Annotated in this window: 23 protein-coding genes, 1 tRNA gene, 1 pseudogene and 1 riboswitch; of the genes and pseudogenes, 13 read left to right on the forward strand and 12 right to left on the reverse strand. The window is 42.2% G+C overall.

Annotated elements, in window-relative coordinates; all coding sequences use genetic code 11:
• Window positions 1-80 precede the first annotated feature (80 nt).
• Window positions 81-1,967 carry an asparagine synthase (glutamine-hydrolyzing) gene (gene asnB / locus NOM01_RS05210; RefSeq protein WP_255746983.1) on the forward strand — a complete coding sequence of 629 codons (1,887 nt, stop codon included), beginning with the start codon at window positions 81-83 and terminating at the stop codon, window positions 1,965-1,967.
• 64 nt (window positions 1,968-2,031) lie between these two features.
• Here the strand turns inward: asnB and NOM01_RS05215 are convergent, their stop codons facing one another.
• Window positions 2,032-2,262, reverse strand: coding sequence for a DUF378 domain-containing protein (locus tag NOM01_RS05215; protein WP_255746985.1), 231 nt, complete (start codon window positions 2,260-2,262; stop codon window positions 2,032-2,034).
• Between the two features lie 211 nt (window positions 2,263-2,473).
• Between NOM01_RS05215 and NOM01_RS05220 the strand changes: the two genes are divergently transcribed.
• On the forward strand, window positions 2,474-3,829 hold the full coding sequence (locus tag NOM01_RS05220; RefSeq protein WP_255746987.1) for a glucose-6-phosphate isomerase: 1,356 nt from the start codon (window positions 2,474-2,476) through the stop codon (window positions 3,827-3,829).
• A gap of 217 nt (window positions 3,830-4,046) precedes the next feature.
• Complete coding sequence (locus tag NOM01_RS05225; RefSeq protein WP_255746989.1) at window positions 4,047-4,343, forward strand: YggT family protein; 297 nt, start codon at window positions 4,047-4,049, stop codon at window positions 4,341-4,343.
• 64 nt (window positions 4,344-4,407) lie between these two features.
• Here NOM01_RS05225 and NOM01_RS05230 read toward each other — a convergent pair.
• Both NOM01_RS05230 and NOM01_RS05235 read right to left on the reverse strand, forming a co-directional pair.
• Window positions 4,408-4,593 (reverse strand): annotated as a pseudogene (locus NOM01_RS05230) (GNAT family N-acetyltransferase); the annotation flags it as partial.
• Between the two features lie 52 nt (window positions 4,594-4,645).
• The gene (locus NOM01_RS05235; RefSeq protein WP_255746990.1) at window positions 4,646-6,586 is read right to left on the reverse strand and encodes an ABC transporter ATP-binding protein/permease; all 1,941 of its coding nucleotides are present in this window, start codon (window positions 6,584-6,586) and stop codon (window positions 4,646-4,648) included.
• 356 nt (window positions 6,587-6,942) lie between these two features.
• On the opposite strand from NOM01_RS05235, the gene NOM01_RS05240 reads away from it, so the two are divergent.
• A complete protein-coding gene (locus tag NOM01_RS05240) occupies window positions 6,943-7,449 on the forward strand; it encodes a ClbS/DfsB family four-helix bundle protein (protein ID WP_255746993.1) in 507 nt (168 codons plus the stop codon).
• Window positions 7,450-7,457: 8 nt separating this feature from the next.
• On the opposite strand, the gene NOM01_RS05245 is transcribed toward NOM01_RS05240, so the two are convergent.
• Together NOM01_RS05245 and NOM01_RS05250 are read right to left on the reverse strand one after the other, a co-directional pair.
• The gene (locus NOM01_RS05245; RefSeq protein WP_255746995.1) at window positions 7,458-7,628 is read right to left on the reverse strand and encodes a hypothetical protein; all 171 of its coding nucleotides are present in this window, start codon (window positions 7,626-7,628) and stop codon (window positions 7,458-7,460) included.
• Between the two features lie 19 nt (window positions 7,629-7,647).
• Window positions 7,648-7,720: transfer RNA gene (locus NOM01_RS05250), tRNA-Ala, on the reverse strand.
• Between the two features lie 306 nt (window positions 7,721-8,026).
• Between NOM01_RS05250 and bcaP the strand changes: the two genes are divergently transcribed.
• From bcaP to hemH, 3 genes are all read left to right on the forward strand, one after another.
• Window positions 8,027-9,439 (forward strand): branched-chain amino acid transporter BcaP, encoded by a 1,413-nt coding sequence (gene bcaP / locus NOM01_RS05255; RefSeq protein ID WP_255746998.1) that lies wholly within the window; start codon window positions 8,027-8,029, stop codon window positions 9,437-9,439.
• Between the two features lie 216 nt (window positions 9,440-9,655).
• The gene (locus NOM01_RS05260) at window positions 9,656-11,806 is read left to right on the forward strand and encodes a transglycosylase domain-containing protein (RefSeq protein ID WP_255747000.1); all 2,151 of its coding nucleotides are present in this window, start codon (window positions 9,656-9,658) and stop codon (window positions 11,804-11,806) included.
• A 316-nt stretch (window positions 11,807-12,122) separates the two neighbouring features.
• Window positions 12,123-13,076, forward strand: coding sequence for a ferrochelatase (hemH, locus tag NOM01_RS05265; RefSeq protein WP_255747003.1), 954 nt, complete (start codon window positions 12,123-12,125; stop codon window positions 13,074-13,076).
• A gap of 80 nt (window positions 13,077-13,156) precedes the next feature.
• Here hemH and NOM01_RS05270 read toward each other — a convergent pair whose 3' ends face one another.
• Window positions 13,157-13,807: a histidine phosphatase family protein gene (locus NOM01_RS05270; protein ID WP_255747005.1), complete on the reverse strand. Its 651-nt coding sequence runs from the start codon at window positions 13,805-13,807 to the stop codon at window positions 13,157-13,159.
• Window positions 13,808-14,032: 225 nt separating this feature from the next.
• On the opposite strand from NOM01_RS05270, the gene lplA reads away from it, so the two are divergent.
• The 3 genes from lplA to NOM01_RS05285 all read left to right on the forward strand — a co-directional run bounded on the left by lplA (window position 14,033) and on the right by NOM01_RS05285 (window position 17,633).
• Complete coding sequence (gene lplA / locus NOM01_RS05275) at window positions 14,033-15,022, forward strand: lipoate--protein ligase (RefSeq protein ID WP_255747007.1); 990 nt, start codon at window positions 14,033-14,035, stop codon at window positions 15,020-15,022.
• Window positions 15,023-15,120: 98 nt separating this feature from the next.
• Window positions 15,121-16,386 (forward strand): M48 family metallopeptidase, encoded by a 1,266-nt coding sequence (locus tag NOM01_RS05280; protein ID WP_255747008.1) that lies wholly within the window; start codon window positions 15,121-15,123, stop codon window positions 16,384-16,386.
• 143 nt (window positions 16,387-16,529) lie between these two features.
• Window positions 16,530-17,633 (forward strand): D-alanine--D-alanine ligase, encoded by a 1,104-nt coding sequence (locus tag NOM01_RS05285; RefSeq protein ID WP_255747009.1) that lies wholly within the window; start codon window positions 16,530-16,532, stop codon window positions 17,631-17,633.
• 285 nt (window positions 17,634-17,918) lie between these two features.
• Here the strand turns inward: NOM01_RS05285 and NOM01_RS05290 are convergent, their stop codons facing one another.
• The gene (locus tag NOM01_RS05290) at window positions 17,919-18,890 is read right to left on the reverse strand and encodes a 3D domain-containing protein (protein WP_255747010.1); all 972 of its coding nucleotides are present in this window, start codon (window positions 18,888-18,890) and stop codon (window positions 17,919-17,921) included.
• 444 nt (window positions 18,891-19,334) lie between these two features.
• Here NOM01_RS05290 and NOM01_RS05295 point away from each other — a divergent pair, with 444 nt between their 5' ends.
• Window positions 19,335-19,847 (forward strand): acyl-CoA thioesterase, encoded by a 513-nt coding sequence (locus NOM01_RS05295; protein WP_255747012.1) that lies wholly within the window; start codon window positions 19,335-19,337, stop codon window positions 19,845-19,847.
• Between the two features lie 98 nt (window positions 19,848-19,945).
• Window positions 19,946-20,041 (forward strand): YjcZ family sporulation protein, encoded by a 96-nt coding sequence (locus NOM01_RS05300; RefSeq protein WP_093673370.1) that lies wholly within the window; start codon window positions 19,946-19,948, stop codon window positions 20,039-20,041.
• Window positions 20,042-20,120: 79 nt separating this feature from the next.
• On the opposite strand, the gene NOM01_RS05305 is transcribed toward NOM01_RS05300, so the two are convergent.
• From NOM01_RS05305 to NOM01_RS05315, 3 genes are all read right to left on the reverse strand, one after another.
• Window positions 20,121-20,723: an ECF transporter S component gene (locus NOM01_RS05305; protein WP_255747013.1), complete on the reverse strand. Its 603-nt coding sequence runs from the start codon at window positions 20,721-20,723 to the stop codon at window positions 20,121-20,123.
• Between the two features lie 205 nt (window positions 20,724-20,928).
• Window positions 20,929-21,056, reverse strand: a riboswitch (FMN riboswitch).
• 101 nt (window positions 21,057-21,157) lie between these two features.
• Window positions 21,158-22,072, reverse strand: a complete 915-nt coding sequence (locus NOM01_RS05310) for a 1,4-dihydroxy-2-naphthoate polyprenyltransferase (protein WP_255747016.1) — start codon at window positions 22,070-22,072, stop codon at window positions 21,158-21,160.
• A 280-nt stretch (window positions 22,073-22,352) separates the two neighbouring features.
• Entirely contained in the window at window positions 22,353-22,628 is a 276-nt protein-coding gene (locus NOM01_RS05315; protein ID WP_255747019.1) for a YdbC family protein, read from the reverse strand.
• A gap of 215 nt (window positions 22,629-22,843) precedes the next feature.
• On the opposite strand from NOM01_RS05315, the gene NOM01_RS05320 reads away from it, so the two are divergent.
• On the forward strand, window positions 22,844-23,338 hold the full coding sequence (locus NOM01_RS05320) for an NUDIX hydrolase (protein WP_255747021.1): 495 nt from the start codon (window positions 22,844-22,846) through the stop codon (window positions 23,336-23,338).
• Here NOM01_RS05320 and NOM01_RS05325 read toward each other — a convergent pair.
• Both NOM01_RS05325 and mscL read right to left on the reverse strand, forming a co-directional pair.
• Window positions 23,328-23,609 carry a hypothetical protein gene (locus NOM01_RS05325; protein WP_255747022.1) on the reverse strand — a complete coding sequence of 94 codons (282 nt, stop codon included), beginning with the start codon at window positions 23,607-23,609 and terminating at the stop codon, window positions 23,328-23,330. The two genes, NOM01_RS05320 and NOM01_RS05325, sit on opposite strands and share 11 nt — an antisense overlap.
• A gap of 139 nt (window positions 23,610-23,748) precedes the next feature.
• On the reverse strand, window positions 23,749-24,210 hold the full coding sequence (mscL, locus tag NOM01_RS05330) for a large conductance mechanosensitive channel protein MscL (RefSeq protein ID WP_255747024.1): 462 nt from the start codon (window positions 24,208-24,210) through the stop codon (window positions 23,749-23,751).
• Window positions 24,211-24,227 lie beyond the last annotated feature (17 nt).

Below are 24,227 nucleotides of genomic sequence, written 5' to 3' on the forward strand. Positions count from 1 at the left end.
ATCGGAATTATACTCGATGTTGAGACGGGGAATGTTGCTTGTGAGTCATTCACCAGCCATCTCTGAAAGGAGACTTTTTAATGTGCGGATTTTGCGGATATATCGCAAGAAATCCTCATTTGGAACCGGATAATCATGAACAAAATTCGATGACCTCACGAGCAGAGATTATTAATCACAGGGGACCCGATGATGTGGGGTATTATACGGATAATCAGGTACAGTTAGCCTTTCGCAGATTGAGTATTATTGATCTTGCAGGTGGACATCAGCCGCTTCCATATGAAAATGATCGTTACTACATTATTTTTAATGGCGAAGTTTATAATTACGTTGAATTGCGCAATGAATTAATTATGAAAGGTTTCAGTTTTGAAACGACATCGGACACGGAAGTCATTGTCGCTCTATACGCTGATCGCGGTTTAGATTGTGTCAACTATTTGCGAGGAATGTTTGCTTTTATTATTTGGGATAAGCAGGACAAAACCTTATTTGCTGCACGTGATCACTTTGGTATTAAGCCATTTTATTATATGGAGCAGGACAATGGGATTTTCTTCGCTTCCGAAATGAAAAGCCTGCTCATTAGCGACGAGACGCATCCGATCGAAGAGAAGGCTTTGCAATATTATCTCACCTTTCAATTTGTTCCTGAGCCCAATATGCTTGCGGGAAATGTAAGAAGTCTGGAGCCTGGACACTACCTTATTAAAAAAAATGGCAAGCCGTTGCAGAATAAGGCGTTTTGGCATCCAACGTTTGCTCCTGTCAATCAGTCAATTGATGATGCAAAAAAGAAAATACAGGACGTGCTTATTGATTCGGTGAAAATACACATGAGAAGCGATGTTCCGGTTGGTGCCTTCTTATCCAGCGGTATTGATTCAACATCAATTGTTGCTTTGGCTAAACGTTTTAATGAAAAGATTAAAACGTTTACAGTAGGGTTTGCAAGCAAAGGCTACAATGAGGTTGATGTTGCAAGAGACTCTGCGGAAAAGCTTGGTGTCGAAAATTACGCGCTTGAGATTACACCCGAAATGTGTATGAAAGAGATGCCGAAGATCGTTTGGCATTTGGATAACCCGCTCGCCGATCCGGCAGCAATTCCGAATTATTTTGTTGCCCGGGAGGCAAGAAAACAAGTGAAGGTTGTCCTTTCAGGAGAAGGAGCTGACGAACTGTTCGGCGGCTATAATATTTATCGAGAACCGCTTTCTCTGAAATGGTTTGACTCCGTCCCTGAACTTGGGAAAAACTTGCTTCACGCACTTGCGTCAAGACTTCCTGATACGTTAAAAGGACGTAGCTACCTGCTTAGAGGAACGACACCGCTTTCCAAACGATATGTTGGAAATGCGTTTATCTTCAATGAAGAAGAGAAGAAATATGTACTGAAGACTTTTTCTGAGAACACTTCATTTACGGATATCACGAATCCAATCTATAAAAAAGCTTCTGGGAACAACAAATTGGACCAAATGCAGCTCGTTGATATTGAAACATGGCTACGCGGAGATATTCTTGTGGTTGCTGATCGGATGACGATGGCGCATTCATTGGAGCTGCGTGTTCCATTCTTGGATACAAATGTGTTTGATGTTGCCCGCTCGCTGCCTGCCTCGCTTAAAACTGCACAGGGAACAACGAAATATGCGTTCCGTGAAGCCATGCGTGGTATTGTTCCGGATTCGATTCTATTTAGAAAAAAGCTTGGCTTCCCAGTACCGATCCGCATCTGGCTGAAGGATGAAATGCATGACTGGGCGCTTAAAATTATCCATGACAGCGATACGGATACTTATATTAATAAGTCATATGTGCTTAAATTGTTGGATGATCATTGCAGTGGGAAAATCGATAACAGTAGAAAAATTTGGACCGTTTTAATGTTCATGCTCTGGCATCAGATTTATATTGAGAAAACAGTAAGTGTGGAGCATGAGCCTGCGCTCCAATCATAAAAAATTGAAATGAAAAAAGGATCCTTGCATCTAGGGCAAGGATCCTTTTTTGTGTTGCTGAAGCTTAATGGGTTTGAGTTTCCCGTTCGCGCTCCAGACCTTCGTTTGGTCTAAATAAGATTGTTAGGCAATACAGGGCACAAATGCCGACAATCCCATACACGAGGCGTGAAAGTGCAGTTCCTGATCCACCGAATATCGCAGAGACAAGGTCAAACCGAAAAAATCCGATTAACCCCCAATTTATTCCGCCGATGATAAGTAGTACGAGACATGTTTTCTGCAAACCGCTCATAACCGTACCTCCTTTTATGTGCGTGCATGACTAGCATGGCTTTTTTTCCCACATCTATTCATAAAAATGATGATTGAATAAAATATAATTAGTGAATGATCTGTGAAATCGTTTGCAATTTGATGAAAGAAAAGGGAATCATGACTTGAATTTGCCCTCATGGTCTTGTACAGTTAAGGAGGAATTATTTTGAGTATTGGAGGCCGATGAAATGAGCAAGAAAGTTGCTTTTGATTACAGCAATGCACTTTCATTTTTTGCACAACATGAATTGGATTATCTGACAGCGCAAGTATCGACTGCTCATCAAGCAATTCATGAAAAAACCGGAGCAGGCAATGATTTTCTTGGCTGGCTTGATCTCCCAACTGCATATGATAAAGAAGAATTCTCCAGGATTAAGAAAGCAGCAGAGAAAATTAAATCAGATTCGGATGTTTTAGTAGTTATTGGTATCGGCGGATCCTATTTGGGTGCCCGCGCGGCAATTGAAACCCTTAACCACTCATTTTATAACATTCTTCCGAAAGGAGAACGCAAAACACCGCAGGTATTCTTTGCAGGCAACAGCATTAGTTCAACCTATTTGAATGAATTGTTTGATGTGCTCAAGGATAAGGATGTTTCGGTTAATGTTATTTCTAAGTCAGGAACAACGACTGAACCTGCGATCGCGTTCCGCGTATTCCGTGAATTTCTTGAAAATAAGTACGGTAAAGAAGAAGCAAAGGGCAGAATCTATGCGACCACAGATAAAGCAAAAGGTGCGTTAAAAACTCTTGCTGACAACGAAGGGTACGAATCCTTTGTTATTCCGGATGACGTCGGCGGACGCTTTTCAGTGCTGACGGCAGTCGGTCTGCTGCCAATTGCTGCTTCCGGAATTGATATTGATGAACTCATGACCGGCGCAAGAGATGCACAGAATGACTTCAGCGAACCTGATTTGAGCAAAAACGCTGCTTATCAATATGCAGCGGTTCGTAACATTCTATACAATAAGGGCAAATCGGTTGAGATGCTTGTCAACTTTGAACCGCATCTGCACTATTTCTCAGAATGGTGGAAGCAGCTCTTCGGAGAAAGTGAAGGCAAAGACTTCAAGGGATTGTACCCTTCTTCAGCTGATTTCAGTACGGATCTTCATTCACTTGGACAATTTGTACAGGAAGGCCGTCGCGTAATGTTTGAAACGGCAGTGCTTGTAGGCGAACCAAGAAAGAATGTGACGATCAAAGCAGAAAAAGGAAATTTGGACAACCTGAATTTTCTTGCTGACAAGACGATGGATTTCGTTAATAAAAAAGCTGCTGAAGGTGTGCGTCTTGCACATACAGACGGTCAAGTGCCGCAGCTCGTGGTGACCATTCCTGAACTGAATGCCTATCACTTTGGTTACCTGATTTACTTCTTCGAAAAAGCAGTTGCGATCAGCGGATATCTGCTCGGCGTGAATCCATTTAATCAACCGGGTGTTGAAGCATATAAAAAGAATATGTTTGCACTGCTCGGCAAGCCTGGCTATGAAGCAGAAAAAGCAACACTTGAAGCACGATTGAATCATTGATTTTCCAGATAATATAAGAAGCTTTGCCTCATAAAGGGGTGGAGCTTCTTTTTTTTGGAGATATTCCGTATGTTATAGACTGTTTGTTCGTGTAAGGTGGAAGGGTGATTAACGGTTTGGGGTTTGACTAAGGTCACATTATCCCTTAACATATAGTGCAGTGATGCCTTGACGGACATGCTTTGTAAACGATTCGGAAAGGAAGGGAATAGGACACGTGAAACGAAGAAACTCTACCGGAATGTTTCCCAAATTGATCAGCATCCTTTTAACATTCGTTCAAGTTGTCATTGTTTTATATATCTTGCTGCAATTTTTCGGTGCAAATCCGACACCTTTTGTGAATCTGCTTAACAGTCTGAGTGAGCCGATACTTAAGCCTTTTCAAGGCATTTTTCATCCAATTGTCTTTAATGAGCACAGCCTCGATCTTTCTGCAGTCTTCGCTTTAATTGTGTATAGCATTATCGGATTCGGGATCCAAAAGATCTTGGCCATCCTTAAAATAAAATAAGAATAACTGCTGAAAAACGGAGCGTAGGTGCTCCGTTTTTTTACGTGCAACCTTTTGCTCGCAATTAATGATGGTTATTCAATCGTCCCATAATTATAGTGCTGTAGTAGTTGCCATCGGAAAGCTTTTTGTCTTCTCTGAGCAGGCCTTCAACAGCAAATCCCATTTTTTTATACAGAGTAATGGCGTTAGTGTTGGTTTCAAGCACATTCAACATGATTCTTTTTATCCCTTGTTGATCAGCCCAGGCAAACAGTGTAACAAAAAATCCCCTTAAATAAAAGGGGATCGTATTGAAGCCGTTAATCAAATTTACGTAATGATTCAACCGGATCAAGGTTGGCTGCCTTAGAAGAAGGGGCAAGGCCGGCAATGACACTGATCAGTATGCTTATCATTAATCCGAAAAGGACAAAGCCCGGTGTCACATCAAGCAGGGACACGTGCATATGCGGACGGGCGAAATAATTGCCGATTGCGGCGGCAATAAATGCCAACCCAACTCCGATTGCTCCGCTGAATAAGCCGAGCAAACTCGCTTCCGAGAAGAAAAGATGGCGAATGTCCTTGCGCCGTGCGCCGATCGCGCGTAAGATGCCGATCTCCTTTGTCCGTTCAGAAACACTTATATACAGAACGACAATGATCATGATTGCTGAGACCAGAAGCGAAATGCCGGCAATCGCGGCGAGTACATAGGATGCGATGGAAATGTAGAGTGTCAGTGAATCAAGAAATGCGCCGGCTCCGTTTGGCGTGTAGCCATGCTTTTTAAAGTAGTTCTGGACGGTCTTAACATTTTCAATTTTGTCGATCTTGACGGTTGCCATATTCGCCTTTAACGTCAGCTTCTGCTTATCGTACATATCCTGCAATGTACCATAGTCAGCTGTGAGCAGGCCCATTTGCGCGTTTCCGTTAAAAATGGCTGAGATTTTCAATTTTTTCTGCATGACGATCGGCTGTTGATTTTTGTCCGTCATGTTGACATAGAAAGTAACGGTTTTTCCAATCAGACTGTTTGGTTTTTTCGAAAGCTGCTTAGCGACGTCCTTGCTCAACCCGATTTCGTTTGCCCCTGGGATATGGCTTCCCTTAGCTAAATCTTTTTCAGGAATCGCTCCATCTACAGTCTGAAAATATTGTGGGATAGCGATTTTACTGCCTAGCTTAATGCGTGTTGAGGAGAGCCAGAGTACTTTTTCCGCTGATGTGACATGATTGATCTTTTTCATCTTCGCAAGATCGTCTTCTGAAACTGCAGCGGATTTTTTAATTTGGCTGCTCTCGCCGTCTTGCTGCGAGATTCCTTTCTTGGTGAGCTGAACGACCGTAGGATTTATATTTTTCATGATTTCGTCGTGAAGGTAGGTCTGCACACCGCTGCCCAATGCTAGCATAATGATGACACTGAATATACCAATCGATCCGCCAATCGTAACGAGCAAATTTCGTTTCAAGTTGTGGCGAATATTGTCAAGGGCCATTTTAAATGTTGCGGGCATGCTCAAATTTTTTGTTTTCGGTTCCTCGCGATGTTCAGGCAGCGGATAGGCATCTTTGAGACGGATGTCATCAGCGATCCGCCCGTCGTCAATTTTTATGATGCGTGTTCCGTAGTCTGCAACCTTTTGCGAGTGTGTGACCGTGATGACTAATTTGCCTTGCTTGGCAATTGTGTCAAGAAGCTCCATAATCTGCTCACTGTTCTTCTTGTCAAGCGCTCCTGTCGGTTCGTCAGCAAGGATAATATCCGGATTATTCGCTAGTGCGCGGGCGATCGCCACGCGTTGCTTCTGACCGCCGGAGAGCTGATTCGGCCTTTTGTGGAGATGGTCACCGAGTCCGACAGTCGTTAGTAGGTCCTTGGCGTGCGCCACGCGTTCCTTTTCCGACATCGTCGTCATTTTCAGAGTGATCAGCACGTTATTCAGAACAGTCATGTGATTGATCAGATTGAAGCTTTGGAAAATGAAACCGACATTTGTCTTACGGTAATCATCCAGCTCTTTTTCTTTCATCTGATGCAATGCCTTGCCGTTGATCAGGACATCACCAGTGTAATCCTTGTCCATACCACCGATGATATTCATCAACGTTGATTTTCCACCGCCGGATTCGCCTAGAATAGAGACAAACTCCCCACGTTCAAGTTTTAAATCGACCCCATGAAGAACGGGAAATGTCTGCTTTCCGGAAAGCTTGTACGACTTATGAATGTCTTTTAATTCAATGTAGCTCATTGGGTTCCTCCAGTTATTATCCCGCTTGAATGTTCGCGAGAGTTTCTTATTCTTATGTTTTACTGCCCATCCATAGCATAATGGATGATATGAAATGTTTAACCGTGCTGAGGCATTAAATGTTTCTAAGCCTAAAGACGTATTCTCATCGCTATTTAAGTGTAACCAATAGGAATTTGGCAAAATAGTGATGTTTATCCGAATTAGAAATGACAATTGTCATGCGTTCCACCAATTATTGAACTTCCCATAACTACTCAATGAATCAGCCGACGATTGTTTGTCCGTGATACATTAGTCCGTTGTCCTGTTCATCTTGTTATAATAGTTTAAAAAAATAATTAGGGAGTTTTGAAATGACAGGTTATGAAAACAAAGAAGCATTAATTGATGAAATTCGAAAAACATATCGACTTTTTGATCAAGAATTTGAAAATGTTCCTGAAGCGAACCGGAACATTCGCCTTGATGAAGTGGATCGAACACCACAGGAAATGCTTGCTTATCAGATTGGATGGCTGACGCTCGTGATGAGCTGGGAGGAAGATGAATTAGCTGGGAAACAGGTGATTACACCAACCCCTGATTACAAATGGAATCAACTAGGAATGCTTTATCAGCAGTTTTATCAGCACTACGCCAATGATTCATTGGAGGAGCTTCGTGCATTGTTTAGAGATAAGATTGAAACATGGTGCGGATGGGTTAATGGCTTGAGTGATGAAGAACTTTTTGTTCCGGGTATACGAAGGTGGACGGTGACTAGTGCAAATTGGCCGATGTGGAAATGGATTCATATTAATTCTGTCGCACCATTTAGGAGTTTCAGGACCAAAATCAGAAAGTGGAAAAGAAATATTTAAGTTGGCTGTTACAGAATCTGATGGAAGAATGGTCTGAGAGGATTGAAGGTGAGCAGGGAAAAAGATATACCGCCATCTAACAATGCGTCATTGATCACTGGCTTAATTAAGCGTGAATGAACGGTTAGCATGTATTCAACTGTTTCCGGATACAATAAAAGCCGTTGCACAAAAATCATGCAACGGCTCTCTAGAAAGTGGAGCATAGGGGGATCGAACCCCTGACCTCTGCCATGCGAAGGCAACGCTCTCCCAGCTGAGCTAATGCCCCATAAAAGACCACGACAAAGATTATACTGCCGAGAGAAAAATTGGTCAACCCTGTATCAAAAAAGGCGGTTATATCATTATCTGTTTGTGGATGTAAACTTTTTACTTTAGCATTTATTTTAAAATATCATGAGATTGTGTTAAATAATAAACGAAATTTAAAAATATTACCAAAATTTAAATCTTTAGTCAATAAAATATTTAAATTTTGTAATAAAATATAATCTTTTTACGTCACATTTCCTAACATTAGAGTTATAATTGTCTATGAAATTTTTTTTAATCCATATAAGAGGAGACGTTGGTAGTGAGTATTTTTAAAACAAAACCGATTGCCAGCCTGATTGCGGAAACAGAAGGTAAGCAGGGATTAAAGAAAGCGCTTGGCGCGATGGATCTTACTCTGCTCGGCATCGGAGCTGTTATCGGCACCGGCATTTTCGTCCTTACCGGTGTTGCAGCAGCAACCTACTCCGGACCGGCACTAATTATTTCATTCATTTTATCCGGATTGGCTTGTTTCTTTGCTGCTTTATGCTATGCGGAATTTGCTTCTACTGTTCCGGTTGCCGGCAGCGCATACACGTACAGCTACGCTGCACTTGGTGAAATTTGGGCATGGATTATCGGATGGGATTTAATTCTTGAGTATGCCGTTGCGATCAGTGCAGTTGCGATTGGCTGGTCAGGCTACGCAGTCACGCTGCTGAGCAGTTTAGGCATTGATTTACCAAAGGCAATTACTGCGGCACCTCTAGACGGCGGTGTAGTCAATTTGCCGGCGATGATTATCATTGCATTAATTTGCTGGCTGCTGATTTCTGGTATCCGCCAGACTTCAAATTTAAACGGCGTTATCGTTGCAATAAAGTTGATCGTTATTGCATTGTTCATTGTTCTGGCTGTTTGGCATGTGAAACCTGCAAACTGGCATCCGTTTATGCCGTTCGGCTTCAACGGAGTCGTTTCCGGCGCAGCGGTTATCTTTTTCGCCTACATTGGTTTTGATGCCGTATCTACGGCTGCTGAGGAAACAAAGAATCCTCAAAAGAACCTGCCTAAAGGTATTCTTTATTCACTATTAATCTGTACGGCATTATACATTGTTGTATCAGGAATTTTGACAGGTGTCGTTAAATACAGCTTGTTCAAGCATACAGCTGCTCCGGTTGCGTTTGCTCTGCAGCAAATTGGAATTAACTGGGGCTCGGCACTCGTTTCTGTTGGTGCGATTTGCGGCATTACATCAGTATTGCTCGTCATCACGTACGGCCAAACGCGTATCTTTTTCGCTATGGCTCGTGATGGATTGATTCCTAAAGCACTTGGCAAGGTCAGTGAGAAGCATCAGACACCGGTAACTTCAACACTTTTGGTAGCTGTCGTCACGATCATCACGGCCGGCTTTCTGCCAATCGGAATTGTTGCCGAACTCGCTAATATCGGCACGCTGTTCGCCTTTGTTATTGTCTCAATTGGCATCATTGTGCTTCGTAAAAGAAGACCTGATTTGAAACGCGGCTTTAGAACACCATTGGTACCACTTGTTCCTATTCTCGCCGTGTTGTCCTGCGGTTATCTGATTATTCACTTGCAGACAGCGACACTCTGGCGCTTTGTTATTTGGTTCATAGTTGGTATGATTGTTTATTTCTTCTATGGTCGTCGTCACAGCACGCTGCTTCGCGATACCCAATCATCCAGTCAAGAAAAAGCTTGATAAATCGGATAACATTTTAAATAAGAATAGAGAGAACAGCTTGTTTCCCTTGTGGATACAGGCTGTTTTTTCTTAACGATGAAATTATAGCAATGAACCTGTGAAAAATTTTTGTAAAATGATGTCTCATTTGTATTTTTTGCTAATGTGTAATGAGATATGGTAAAGACTACATAGTAAGGATCTAAACGGTTGATTGAAAGGTGGGGAAGACGAATGGACAGGGAGATACTGTACACGCGCTTATTCCAAATTGGTTATTTCATATTAGGCGCGGCAATCGTCGGACTTCTCTTCTATTTCTTTGTTCTTCTACTTGGCAACCATTATACAGATGATGAGAAGCTGGTGTTGAGCAGGACATCAGTAGTGGTTGACGAGCAAGGGCATGAACTCTCAAGGCTCTATGCTGAAAATCGTGATCCAGTCACCTTGAAAAAGATTCCGAAGCACGTACAGAATGCGTTCATTGTGACTGAGGATCAGCGTTTTTATAAACATTCAGGCATAGATCTTCGCGGCATCATGCGTGCATTGGTAACGGATGTTATGGCAGGTGATAAAGCAGAAGGCGCAAGTACGATTACTCAGCAGCTGGCAAGAAACGCCTATCTTTCTAATGAAAAGACATGGTTTCGAAAGTTCAAGGAAGCGGCCATAGCCGTCAGTCTTGAGCGAAAATACAGCAAGAAACAAATCTTGGAAATGTACTTAAACCAAGTTTATTTTGGTCATGGCATTTACGGTGTTCAAATGGCATCTGAGTTTTTCTTTAATAAAGATGTCAGCCAGTTAACAGAAGAAGAAGGCGCTCTTTTGGCAGCACTTCCAAAGGGACCAAATGGCTATTCACCGATTTTGCATCCAAAGAAGGCATTGGAGCGGCGCAATCTAGTCCTGTCGCTGCTTGAGAAAAATGGCTACCTGACTGCCGAACAATCGGTGCGGTTGAAAGGTAAAACGCTGGGGCTGAACATCCATAAGATTCAAACGCATCCTGAATTTGATTCTTATATGGATCTAGTCAAAGAAGAAGCGGCGAAAAAGTATCACATTGGAACGGACGACCTGATCCGCGGCGGATATAAAATAGTTGTGCCGATGAGCCGGGAGGCACAATCTGCTTCTTATAATGCATTTAAGAACAACATTTATTTTCAAGGCAGCAATCCAAATCAAACGCCAGAAGGCTCTTTTGTCCTGATGAATAAAAACGGCGGTGTGCTCGCGGCGCAAGGCGGTCGAAATTATGTTCGAGGCAGTTACAATCGAGTGAATGACAAGCGGCAGCCGGGTTCATCCTTTAAGCCGTTGGCTGTCTACGGTCCGGCACTCGATTCGGGCAAGTATCAGCCTTATTCAATGCTTCAAGATAAAAAAGTCGCTTACGGCAGCTACAAGCCGACAAATTACAGCGGCAGTTATACCGGTGAAATAACGATGTATGACGCGGTTACTGTTTCGCAAAATGCACCGGCGGTTTGGCTTCTCAACCGGATCGGTATTTCGAAAAGTAAGTCCTATTTATCGAAGATGGGTATTAATCTGCCGGACAACGGTTTGGCGATTGCGCTCGGCGGCTTATCTAAAGGTGTCTCACCGCTGCAAATGGCTTCTGCGTATACAGCTTTCGATAATGGCGGACGTCAATCTGATCCCTATTTTATTCAGGCAATTTATGATCATCAAGGGAAAAAGATCGGCGAGGCAAAACCGAAAGCAAAGAAAATATTTTCGGAACAAACGGCATGGTACATGACTCGCATGTTACAGTCGGTTATGAAAAACGGAACAGGCCAAGCAGGATACAGTCAGGCCGAGATTGCTGGAAAAACGGGATCAACAGCATACACGAAAAATGGATTGCGTGATGCATGGTTTGTCGGTTACACACCTGATGCGGTTGGTGCTGTGTGGATCGGTTATGACCAAACGAATAAAAATCAGTATTTAACGGGTTCAAGCAATGACGCGGTCAGACTATATAAATCGGTGATCAACAGTATGCCTAATGAACGCAAGCTTACGTTCGAGAAACCGAAGCATGTCAACGATCTCGATGAGCCGATTCGCTTGGCAGCGGTAACACAGCTGCAGGCAAAAGGAATTCTTGGTAAGTATGCACTTCCTGCACTGCAGCTTACTTGGAATGGAGGTTCCGATAAACGAATTGTTTATCGAGTTTATGCCGAATCGGATGGAAAGAAAATATTAAAAGGTGAAGTTAAAGGGAAAAACACCTATCGAATTGACTTTGTTAATCCGATGAGCAAAGAGAATTACTATGTCGTCCCTTACAATTCGCAGACAGGGAAAACTGGAGCAGCATCGCCTTCAGTCGAACTCAATTGGTTCTCCAAGCTTTGATAGAATAATGCAGCAAAGAAAAGTACAGTACAGTGCACTTTCTTTGCTGCTTTTCCCATTCCGTTTTCATTTGGGTTCAAAAGATAATTCAGAATGGACGACCTGTCGCGCAGATGTCCGATAAACATTTTCCATTTGGCATACAAAGCTTCTAGTCTCATTTCATGTCCATTGTCGGATTTCTCGTCATTTACCCTAAAAAGATATAAAATAGAGCATGTGAAAAAATATTCTCTATTACATCGTTCGAAGCCTCAGTGGTTGAGGCTAAAGTAATTGCCAATTCCGTAAAAAGCAATGAAAGGTTCTGTATACAATGAGTAGAAAAAAGATTGGTTTGCTTGTGATGGCTTATGGCACACCCTATAAAAAAGAAGATATTATTCCCTATTACACCGCCATTCGTCATGGCAGAAAACCGAGTGATAAACAAATAGATAATCTTGCTCGCCGTTATGAAGCGATTGGTGGCGTCTCACCGTTAGCAAGGTTGACGCGTGATCAAGCTGATGCACTAGCTGAACAATTGAACGCGGCACAAGTGGACTATGAATTTCACGCTTACCTTGGTTTGAAATATATCCATCCGTTTATTGAAGATGCCGTGACTCAGATGCGCAGTGATGGTATTGAACAAGCGGTTTCTTTGGCACTGGCGCCGCATTATTCTCGATTCAGTGTTCAATCCTATATTGATCGCGCTCAAGCTAAAGCAAGGGAGCTTGGCGGGATAACTATTGCATCGATAAAGAGCTGGTTTGATCAACCACAGTTTATCCATTTTTGGAAGCAGGCCGTGCTGAGGGCTTTTGAAGACATTTCAGAAAGTGAACGTAATCAAACCGTTGTCCTGTTTACTGCTCACAGTCTTCCAGAAAAAATTATTAAAAATGGTGATCCTTATCCGGAACAAATAAAGGAAACGGCGGAAGCAATTGTGCATGCTGCGGAGATAAAGCATTATGCTCAGGCATGGCAGAGTGCAGGAAAAACACCCGATCCATGGCTTGGACCGGATGTACTTGATCAAATCCGTGCGCTTCACAAAAAAGAAGAGTATAGGCATTTTATTTTCTGCCCGATTGGTTTTGTCGCTGAGCATTTAGAGGTACTCTATGATAATGATCAAGAATGTCGTGCACTTGTCGAATCACTTGGTGCAAACTACCATCGTCCGCAGATGCCTGACACAGATCCGCTCTTTATCGACGCATTGTCTTCAGCCGTTTTGAACGTTTGCCGGTCGCATCTGTTTCTGGCAGCAAAATGAGAATCAATGAATCCACAAAAGCTATAACACAAAAAAATGCCTTCAGGCCGTATAGCCTGAAGGCATTTTTTTTTTGCTTCTTATAGATTTTCAGTACGACCGATATAAGCGATTTTGAATACACCGTTTTCGAATACAATTTTTGTGACACTTGTATTTTCAATAGAAGAAACATGTATTTTTTCATCGGATAGCATATAAATAAGACAACTGATATAGAGACCATGGCTGACCGCTAAAATGGTTTCCTCTTCGCTGTGTGCCAGAACACTGAGAATAGCGCGTATACGTCCTTTAACATCGTCATAGCTTTCGGCCAATCCGGTTGTGTCCAATTCTTTCAGTGATTCAAGAGAATTAATTTTTATTTCATCAGGAGAGTCGCCGCGAAGTTCCGAATTGCCCAAGGCATCACTGACTGCTCCCCACATCAAGTCATTCGAATCCCCCTCAAACTTGCCAAAGCTCACTTCACGAAGATTATTCGTTTCGATTGGTACGAGTTCGGGATTTAACGAGTGATCGAGTATCAGCCTGGATGTACGCCTTGTTCTCCCCAGATCGCTTGTATAAGCAGCATCAAAAGAAATGTCCTGTGACTTAAAAAGCGCACCAAGTTCAGCAGCTTTTTGTTCACCGATGTCCGTTAACGGGGTATCCGAAATACCCTGTACTTTCCAAAGTTGATTGAATAAAGTCCGTCCATGTCTTACGAAATAAATGGTTTTCATTTATATCCTCCCATTGACAGTTTTAAAGCGATTTTATTGTCATTCTATAGAAATCAATCTATTTTAGATTATCCTAACTTGCCTATTCTTGTAAAGCGAGGTGTGAGCGATTTTTTAAGAACGAAAGAATTTGTATCTGCTTACATGATCCTGCTAGACGCGAATCACAAAGGGAATTAAGATGAAAAAGGAGAACCCAAAAAGTAAAGGGAGGTACTACACAACATGATTTATTTGAATAATCGCGATATGCTTGATCAAACGCTTAATTTCGCTCTTGAGGAATATGCATTAAAGCATTTATCAATTGATGAAACCTATTTAATGTTCTACCGAATGGCTCCAACGGTTATTGTTGGACGCAATCAGAATGCGGTGGAAGAAGTTAATATGGATTATATTACGAAGAATGAGGTCACGGTGACTCGCCGTTTGTCAGGCGGAGGTGCTGTGTACAATGATCCGGGCAACCTAAGCTTCAGCTTTATTGCGAAGGACGACGGAGACAGCTTTAATAATTATAGGAAATTTACAGAACCAGTGATTCGTGCGCTACATCATATGGGCGTCGATGCAAAGCTTGAGGGCCGCAATGACCTTACGGTTGACGGGAAAAAAATTTCGGGTAATGCACAGTTTGTCACTCAAGGACGGATTTTCAGTCATGGAACGTTGCTTTTTGATGTCGATCTGGATCATGTAACACTAGCCTTGCATCCGGACAAGGCGAAATATGAATCAAAAGGCATTAAGTCGGTGCGTAGCCGGGTGACCAATATTCGCGAGCATTTAACAAAAGATATGGATATTCACCAATTTAAAGCAGAACTGCTTCACTATATTTTTGAAGGTGAGGATCATATACCTGAATACCAGCTGACTGACGATGACTGGACAAACATCATCAATATTGCCAAACGACGCTATCGCAATTGGGACTGGGTTTATGGGAAGTCACCTGAATTCAATGTGCATAAAGCAAAGCGTTTTCCGGGTGGACGTGTGGACTTTCGTATGAATGTAAAAAAGGGTGTCATTGAACAAATCTCTGTTTTTGGCGATTTTTTCGGTGTTGGTGATGTTCGTGAATTTGAAAAATTACTGATTGGGGTAAGATATGATCAGAGTGTCCTTTCTGAAAAACTAACGTCGATTGATTGTCACCACTATTTCGGAAAGTTGGGAGAAGAGGAATTGCTCGCTGCTCTTTTCTAAATATGTTCTAAATAGACCTCACTAAGACTAAATTGATAGTAGCCCGTCCCAGTTTAAAGACGGACAATCATTAGTGTAGCAGATGAGGAGGATCCTTCTTGAAGAGAAAAAAAGTGATAGGATGGTTTATCGCTTTATATACCGTCTATCTTCTCGTGATGGCTGCTTATTTTTTTGTCTGGTCGAAGTCAGGTATACCGGCAACTATGAAAGGGACTGCAGCTGATCCCTCCTTGTTCATGAACAGGAAACAGCTGGCGGAAAGCGGCAGTCTTAATGCTTGGCGGCATTTTCTTTCCTTTGCTTCCATACCGCTGGAGTGGGGTGTCTATCTGTTTGTTCTGATCGGCGGATTCTCATTGTGGCTGAGAAAGTGCTCAGAGCGTTTATCATCATTTTTTATTGTACAGATGTTCCTATGCTACGTCGGTTTGGCAGTTATTTCTGCATTGGTTTTCTTGCCGGTTGAATTTGCGTCTTACCAGCTCTCACTTCATTACGGGGTTTCTGTTCAGCCGCTTTCGGACTGGCTGAAAGATCAAGGGATCAGCACCGCTATTGGAACGCTGATCGGCTTTGTTGCAATGAGCGCCGTTTTTTTCTTGATTCGCCGATATCCGAAAAACTGGTGGTTTCCGGCATGGCTGCTGTCGATTCCATTCATCTTATTTATCATGTATCTGCAGCCAGTGGTCATTGATCCATTGTATAACCATTTTCAGAGTCTTCAAGATGGCGAGCTTAAGTCGGAAATTCTTCAAATGGCTTCGAAAGCAGGCATTCCCGCGCATAATGTCTACGAGGTGGACATGTCGAATGAGACCAACGCAATGAACGCCTATGTTAACGGAATCGGGTCTCACCTGCGTATTGTGCTGTGGGATACGACTGTTCATCGGCTCAGTCATGCTGAAGTCCTTTTTATCATGGCACATGAAATGGGACACTATGTGATGCATCATATCATTTGGGGCACCGCGGCGGCGTTGATTGGTTTATTGATTACATTATGGATCGCTGCTAAAGTACATTTATGGGCGAGCGCACGTTGGGGGACAAAAATGAACATTGTTCATCCCGGTGATCTTTCTGCACTGCCCATGCTGCTGTTAATTTTGTCACTTTTGTCTTTTGCAGGTGATCCGGTTCAAAATATGGTGTCTCGCCATTTTGAACACCAAGCAGATGAATATGCGATTGAAATGACTCAAAATAAAAAAGCAGCCATCTCTTCCTTTCAGAAACTGTCCGCGTCAAGTCTTAGCGAAATGGATCCACCGGCATTGGTAAAATGGATTCAGTATGATCATCCAACGATGCTTGAGCGTATTATTTATTTAGAGCATGTAAAAATCAATAAATAATCATCTGAGCCAATGAAGCCTGTATTTTTTCAAGAAAGCGTTCTTCTCCCGAGTGGATTGTGATAAACTAAGTAACTGTTGAATGGTAACGATTACATGGAATACTGCATTCTCATTACAGCTATGGAATTGAGGAATTTATGATGAAAAATGAGAAAAAGACAGTCGCAGTTTTATACGGTGGAAAGTCGACAGAACATGAAATTTCATTGCTTACGGCTTTTTCCGTAATTAATGCGATGGATAAAGAAAAGTATCGAGTGCTTCCTGTCTATATTAAGCAAAACGGAAGATGGATTGCCGGCGATGAAATCAAAGGAAAAATTGAGTACAAACATCAATTACTTCTTAAGGAAAACGCCACAGCGGAGTCATCTGCTGAGCACTGGCTTGCGCCGTCAGCACCTGCAAGCGCAGCTGTTGGACGACCGGATGTTGTCTTTCCGCTCCTCCATGGTCCAAATGGAGAGGATGGAACGGTTCAAGGTATGTTTGAACTGCTGAATATCGCCTATGTAGGTTCCGGTGTTTCAGGATCGAGCGTCACTATGGATAAAGTGATGATGAAGGATGTACTCAGCGCGCACAACATTCCCGGTCCGAATTATGAATCCATAACTCGATTTAATTGGAAAAATGATGCACCGAAAATGATTCTTAAGGTGAAAAATTCAATCGGCTATCCATGCTTTATCAAACCGGCAAACGGAGGCTCAAGCGTCGGGATCAGCAAATGCCTAAGTGAGACAGAGCTTTCAGCAGCAATTACGGAAGCATTCCTTTATGACTCAAAGGTTATTGTTGAAGAGGGAATTGCCGGGCGCGAAGTCGAAATTGGCGTAATTGGCAATCATGATTTGTCTGTCTCTGTTCCGGGCGAGATTATTACGAAGAATGCAGCATTCTATGATTATCAGTCGAAATATCATGAAGGAAACAGTACTTTAGTGATTCCAGCTGATTTGCCTGATAAAGTAAAAGCGGAGCTTGAAGAGATGGCGAAACGTGCATTTGTCGCATTGAACCTTTCGGGGCTTGCACGTGTTGACGTTTTTATCCGTGAAAAGGATCAGCGTGTCATTGTCAATGAGGTCAATACAATGCCCGGATTTACGCAATTTAGCATGTTCCCGCTGCTTTGGCAGCATACAGGGCTCCCTTATCATCAATTAATTGAAAAGCTTGTTGACTTCGGATTGGAAATATATCAGGATAAACAGCACATTCATTATCAAATTGAAAAGTAGCAGGATATCTCCAAAGCGGCAAAGGCACCGGTGAGAAAGATCACCGGTGTTTTTGATGTGCATGTACATAAAGAGATGAAATGACGATTCGGTTGAGCAGTCCATTACAGCAGCCCTGTGGCATGGCAGAAGCTCTTTCTTGTTTGCTTTTGTTTAAAAGTTGCTTAATCAGGTTGGACGAGCTGTATGGCTGTCTAAACACCTTCAGTCCACAGCCCAAAGAATACAAGGGTTATAGAAAAGGCTTGGCTGAATATGTCAGCCAAGCCTTTGAGATTCATAATATTATTGGAGAATGGTAATCGTTATGCTCCTGCGTCCAAAATTAAGCGCTTGGTCACGGGAAGCAAAATGGACATCGATCCGATTTCCTTTAATCGCGCCACCAGTGTCCCCGGCAGTATAAACACCGTAGCCCGGAATCATAACTCGAGATCCGAGAGGAATGATACTCGGATCAACGGCAATCACTTTGGCATTCGGATTGCTGCTGAAATCAATTCCTGTAGCTGAACGTCCGCCGAGCGAATAACTTGTTGCCTCAACGGTAATTGATTTACCTGATGGAGCAGATTGTTCTTGCTGCGGATTTGCCGGTTTATAGGAAGTATTAGTGACTTGCGGCTTTTTGGATGCATTTGCGCTTGCACGCTCAGCAGCGGCTTTTTTCGCGGCTTCTTTTGCCGCATCTTTAGCTGCTTGTCGAGCCGCATCTTCAGCTATTTTCCTGGCTTTTTCTTCTGCAGCCTTACGCGCGCGTTCTTTTGCATCTTTTTTTTCCTGAATTTTAATTTCAACAAGCTTTTTTTGATTTTCTTTGGATTCATCCGTATTACGGTAAACGGTGTAAAGAGCAGTTTTTGTATCTGAACCGATTATACCGTTTTCTGAATCCTGACGATTTGACTCTAAAGCATTAACGGCTTCATAGGTCTGCTCGTCGAAAACACCATCGACATCTCCGCCGTAGTAACCGAGCTGCTGCAACTCATCTTGCAGCTTCGCCACCTCCGGACCGGAATCGCCCTGTTGAAGCAAACTATTTCCGAAAATTATGTTGATCTCCTGATTGTCTGTTTGACTGCTCGGAGCGTTTGCTGCAAAACCAACTGCATGTGTTTGTTCAGAATCATTACTTTTCATGATGTGATTATCATTTGTACTGTTCGTTTTGGCGAAAACAATGGTCGTTGGTGTGAGCACACCGAGGCATACCGTTAAGCTCGTCATTGCCGTCAGCCTTTTAATGATATTCATTCAGTGAAAACCTCCTTAGGTGATCAAGCCATGGCCTGAATCCATGGCTAACATCCAAGGGCTATTCTAGACGTTGAATGTCTCAGGCATGTTTTAACAACATTACAGTTCTGTAACACAAGATCACTATTAATCATTTTGTCAATACATTTTCCGCTAATTTTTTTACTATTTTTAGTGGTAAAAGGGCCTAAGGACCTATTTAAATTGGAAATAAAGAAGAATTCTGTCCAAGTTAATGATTAGTCGCAGATCTTTCGACAGAAACTTTCATTTCTTTAAAAATAAGTGAACGCAAATAATCTTAAGAAGAGTTATGATGTATTAGAAATAGGTTTTTTATTTAAGAACGTTGATTTTTTTTGCATGGACACATTGATGACGGACATGCCTTGATCGAAGATGGCATTCCTATTATTTATGGATTATGAATGGAGGATAACGATGCAAGCGAAAAAAGCTAGAGAATCATTATCGGTAACCTCAGTACACGTACTGCCTAATGACACGAACAATCATGGTACATTTTTTGGCGGAAAGCTCATGATGTATGTGGATAATATTGCTGCAATTGCTGCAACACGTCATTCAAGAAGCCTTGTCGTTACAGCTTCAATTGATTCGGTTGATTTTCTGCGGCCGATCTATACCGGTTCATCGGTTTGTTTAGAAGCATTTGTCACCTGGAGCCACAATACATCCATGGAAGTATTCGTCAAAATAATTGATGAAAATCTTAGAACCGGGGTACGTCAATTATGCACAACGTGTTTTTTGACCTTTGTAGCACTTGATGATAAAGGAAAGCCGAATGCTGTTCCTAAAGTCATTCCTGAGAGCGAAGAAGAGCAGCTGCTATTTGAAAGTGCAGAAGGACGTTACTTGAATCGGAAAGAGCGCAGACAGCAAACGAAGAAATTCACCTCAGAGCTGACGCTGAAGAAGCCTTGGGAATAACTGTCTTGTGTCCACACCAAATGGCGTCATAAGCATAACATGTAGTGTTGAGTAAGGGACACATGCTCAATAATATATATGAAGGGGCGAGTGACGATATGGGTGCACCAAGCGGTGGATATAGCGGCAGCTTTGCGTTAATCGTTGTTCTGTTCATTTTGTTGATCATTGTGGGCACAGCCTACGTTTATTAATGACTAGAAGCAAAAGAGCACATTGAAATAATAAAACACCCGCGGAATTGATTTCCGCGGGTGTTTTATTTCTATATAATTATGCTGCGATACGTTTTTGAATAAATTTCTTTAGTCGCTGGCTGATCGGGATCATAATTAATGTCAGCACAACACCCTTAAGCAAGTTAAACGGCATGACTCCGTAAACAATCAGCGTGAGCAGGTTGTGTATGCTTCGGTTCGCAGATTGTGCCATTCCAACAGTGGCGTCGATGCTGAAACCGAGAAACAGAGCATATCCAGGGAAGATCAAGTAGTAGTTTAGGATGGACATAATCACAGTCATGACTACGGTTGCCGATATCATGCCAAGCAAGAGCGAGACAAACGTTGATTTACGGCGATAAAATGCCCAAGTTACTAAAATGAAAAGTGAGCCCGCAGTAAAATTGGCAAATTCACCGATTGGAACAACAGTAAGCGATCCGGTCAACAAGACATGCAGGATGTTTTTGATCGCTTCAATGGCGATACCTGCACCCGGTCCAAGAATAAGTGCACCGATCAATGCAGGCAGATCACTAAAGTCCATGGTTAAGAATACTGGAAACAATGGAATGGGAAAAGCGATCAACATAATCAGAAAACCAAGTGCAGAAAGTAATGAAATCAGTACCAATTTCTTCAAAGATGTGTTCATGTAATTACCCCCATAAATGTAGTATTGGGGATCATGCGCAGCATTTCTGGCTTATGCGCGGTTCGTGGTAAAAACCGTACAGCTCTTCAGGATTTTCATGTTCCAGACGCATTAAAAAGCCCAAAGGAACGTTCCTTTGGGCTCAACAAAATCGATGTGCAGAAGCACAGCGAAAAGAATGCGAAGAATACAAAAATACTGTCGCATCATCCTTCTTTCATCCAGACTCTACTGTCGGTTCCGGTTTCTCACCGGATCTGCCTTGCGGCTCGCGGACTCTGACTGTTTGTCAATACCGCCGGTCGGGAATTACACCCTGCCCTGAAGGAACTTCGTATTTAATTACACTCGTATTATACAATAATTTAACTGCTACAGCAATATAATCGACTTTAATTATCGATGCAAATCTAATAATTTGATCTCAGACTGTTTCAGATAAAGTAATCGAGAACAAGTCCGAGAGATAGGAGGATGCCGAATAAAGTTTGAAGCTGTGCAGTGGCTTTCATTGCAGGCACCATCTGGATGGCTTTCGTTTTCTTACGAAACAATTTGGTTGCTTGAATTGCCTTTGGGAGGCTGGCGAATACGAGGAGCATCCAAGCTGATTCGACACCTAGGATCATTAATCCAAAGATCCAGATATAAGAAAAGGTGAATAAACCTGCAAGCAATGTGATTGCCTTTGGCCGACCGAGTAAGATCGGAAGCGTCCGTCTGCCTTTTTGCTGATCCCCAGCGAGATCGCGTATATTGTTTGCCATATTAATTCCGCCAACCAGTATGCCAATCGGTATCGAGATCAGCACACAATTCAAAGTCAGCGTTCCGGTCTGGATAAAAAAGGAGATCCAGATGATGAATACGCCCATGAAAAGACCGGAGATTAATTCGCCGAAGGGTGTATAAGCAATCGGATAAGGACCGCCGGAATAAAGATAGCCGGTGAGAATGCATATTGAACCTGCAAGAGCGATCCACCAGCTGCTGTTTGCACAAATATAGATGCCGATAAGCATGGCAATGCAACAAAGCGTGAACGCCAGTCGAATAATGGTTTTCGGATGAAATCCATCGCGGACAATGCTTCCGCCAATTCCTACCGACTCCTCATTATCTAAACCTCGCTTAAAATCGAAATACTCATTAAATAAATTCGTTGCAATTTGAATGAGCATCGAGGCGGTCAGCATGGCAAGAAACAAAGCTAAATCAGGACTTTTTATTGGCAGTACGAGTGCGGTTCCCAGTGCAACCGGAACAAAAGAAGCGGATAATGTGTGGGGCCGAAGCATGAACCACCATTTTTTAAAGCCAGTATTTCTTTCGGGTGCTAATTCCCCCATTATAATCTCTCCCACTACAAAATTCTTATGTGTTTCCTATTTTGAACTCATTCCTTAGTTTCATAGATTCAAAGGACGAGCTTTTCTAATAATTGTCACCAATTCGACACTATTTTCTTTTTAAGTTTATGGAATAAAGTTGTTGGTGTCAATAAGATGCATCTGGAAAATGGTTCAAAATTAAGGAGTTCAACAATAAGGTTATGATGCATGAGCAAAAGAAAGATATGGGGCAGAGAGGAAGACCGCTTGGAATGAAAATAACGAAGAAAAAATTGTGTTATGATTGTGCGGCTTGACTTGTTTCCGGAGGATTTGTGAACTGAGTGTGATGTTTATTCAGCAAGCCTTTCAGCGCATCACATTCAATTCCGGTCAGCGTAATGCCGCGTCCCATTTTTTTCTTGTCGGGAGCCCAACTCCGAATATCATATTTAGCTTCGCGGGTATTCCAGCTGACAAGGTTTAATTCCTTTGTCCAGCCACTGTTTTCAGTGGCAAGTACGCCATAGTGTTCGACGATGTTGAAGGTTACTTCTGAATTTGAATCCGCCATACGACAATCACCTCTTCATTTTATTTGAACAAATGTTCTGATAATAGTTTATATGCAAACAAACGTTCTGTCAATTGCATTTATCAGATAATTATTTATGGGAATTACATTGTTCATGACTTGATCACATTTTTGGTATACTATAAGAAAATTAAATGACAATTACGGTATAGTAGTTTTATAGAAAAGATTCGCTGAAAAGGAGATACAGCTAAATGTTGAGCTACACATTAGCGTTCTTGAAATATGAAGATAAAGTGCTTATGATTAATCGTCAAAAATCACCATGGCAAGGTGCGTGGAATGGTGTCGGCGGTAAACTGGAGCAGGGTGAATCTCCGAAGGACTGTGTCATTCGTGAAGTGTGGGAAGAGACAGGCATCAAATTAACTTCACCCGTATTTCGCGGAATTGTCACATGGAATCCAGACGTTGAGCCTGCTCAAGGAATGTATGTGTTTATTGCCAATGTGTCGCGTGATGAATTGACTGATCTGCCGCGTGCGACTCGTGAAGGCATTCTTGCGTTCAAAGATGTTTCTTGGGTTTTGTCAGAAGACAATTTCGGTACCGTCCCGACTATTCGTTTTTTTATGAGACGCGTGCTTGATGTGGGGAGCAGTGATCCTGCAGATTACCATTGTACATTTGAAGGAAACGTGATTGCTAAAACCGAGATTCGACCCTTACCGGAGTTCGTTACGATTTAGGAAGCAAGAACAGGATCAGAAGCATCATACAGCCGAGAAGTCCTATAAAGTAAAGAATCCAATAATCGGCACCCATCATGACAGACAGAACGGGAGCTAAGACTGAATAAACACCGGCGAGCAGAATCATAATGCTGCTCGTCAAAATAAAACGGCTCGGATTTTTTATTCGATAATGAATGATACGTGTGAAGGCTGTGTTATTTTTTAAGAAGAAAAGGAAAAATCCGCAGGCAATGAGTAATATGCCCAATACTGTCAAACGATTCATAGGACGACATCAACCTTCGTTCAATTTTCATTAACCACAGTTCATTATACATAAAGAAGTCGTAAATGGGAGATCAAATGTAAATTTTTCGAGATGAAAAAGCTTCGGAATTATATCAATTCCGAAGCTTTTTATTATTTTAATGAGAATGAATAGGCTGTTCAGTTGTCTCATCCGGAAGATCAGCTGTGCAGTTTGCACATTTTGTCGCATTAATCGGAATCGATGATAGACAATATGGACATTTTTTTGTTGTTGTCTCTTTTTTCGGTGTTGTCTTATTCAGTATCTTAATTGCGAAGAAGATGACCACTGAGATAATGAGAAAATTGATAACATTGTTAAGGAAGAGTCCATAATTAATGGTTGGAGCCCCAGCTTTCTGAGCTGCACTGAGACTGCTGTATGCATGACCGGATAAATTTAGATATAAATTGCTGAAATCAACTTTTCCAAGCAACAAGCCGATTGGCGGCATCACAATATCTTTAACAAGAGAACTGACAATTTGTCCAAAAGCAGCCCCAATAATCACTGCCACGGCAAGGTCAATCACATTACCGCGTGCCAAAAATTTTTTGAATTCATTCATTGTTTTCATAAGTGCCCTCCGGTTTC

This window comes from Sporolactobacillus sp. STSJ-5, from assembly GCF_024385605.1.
Lineage (GTDB): Bacteria > Bacillota > Bacilli > Bacillales > Sporolactobacillaceae > Sporolactobacillus.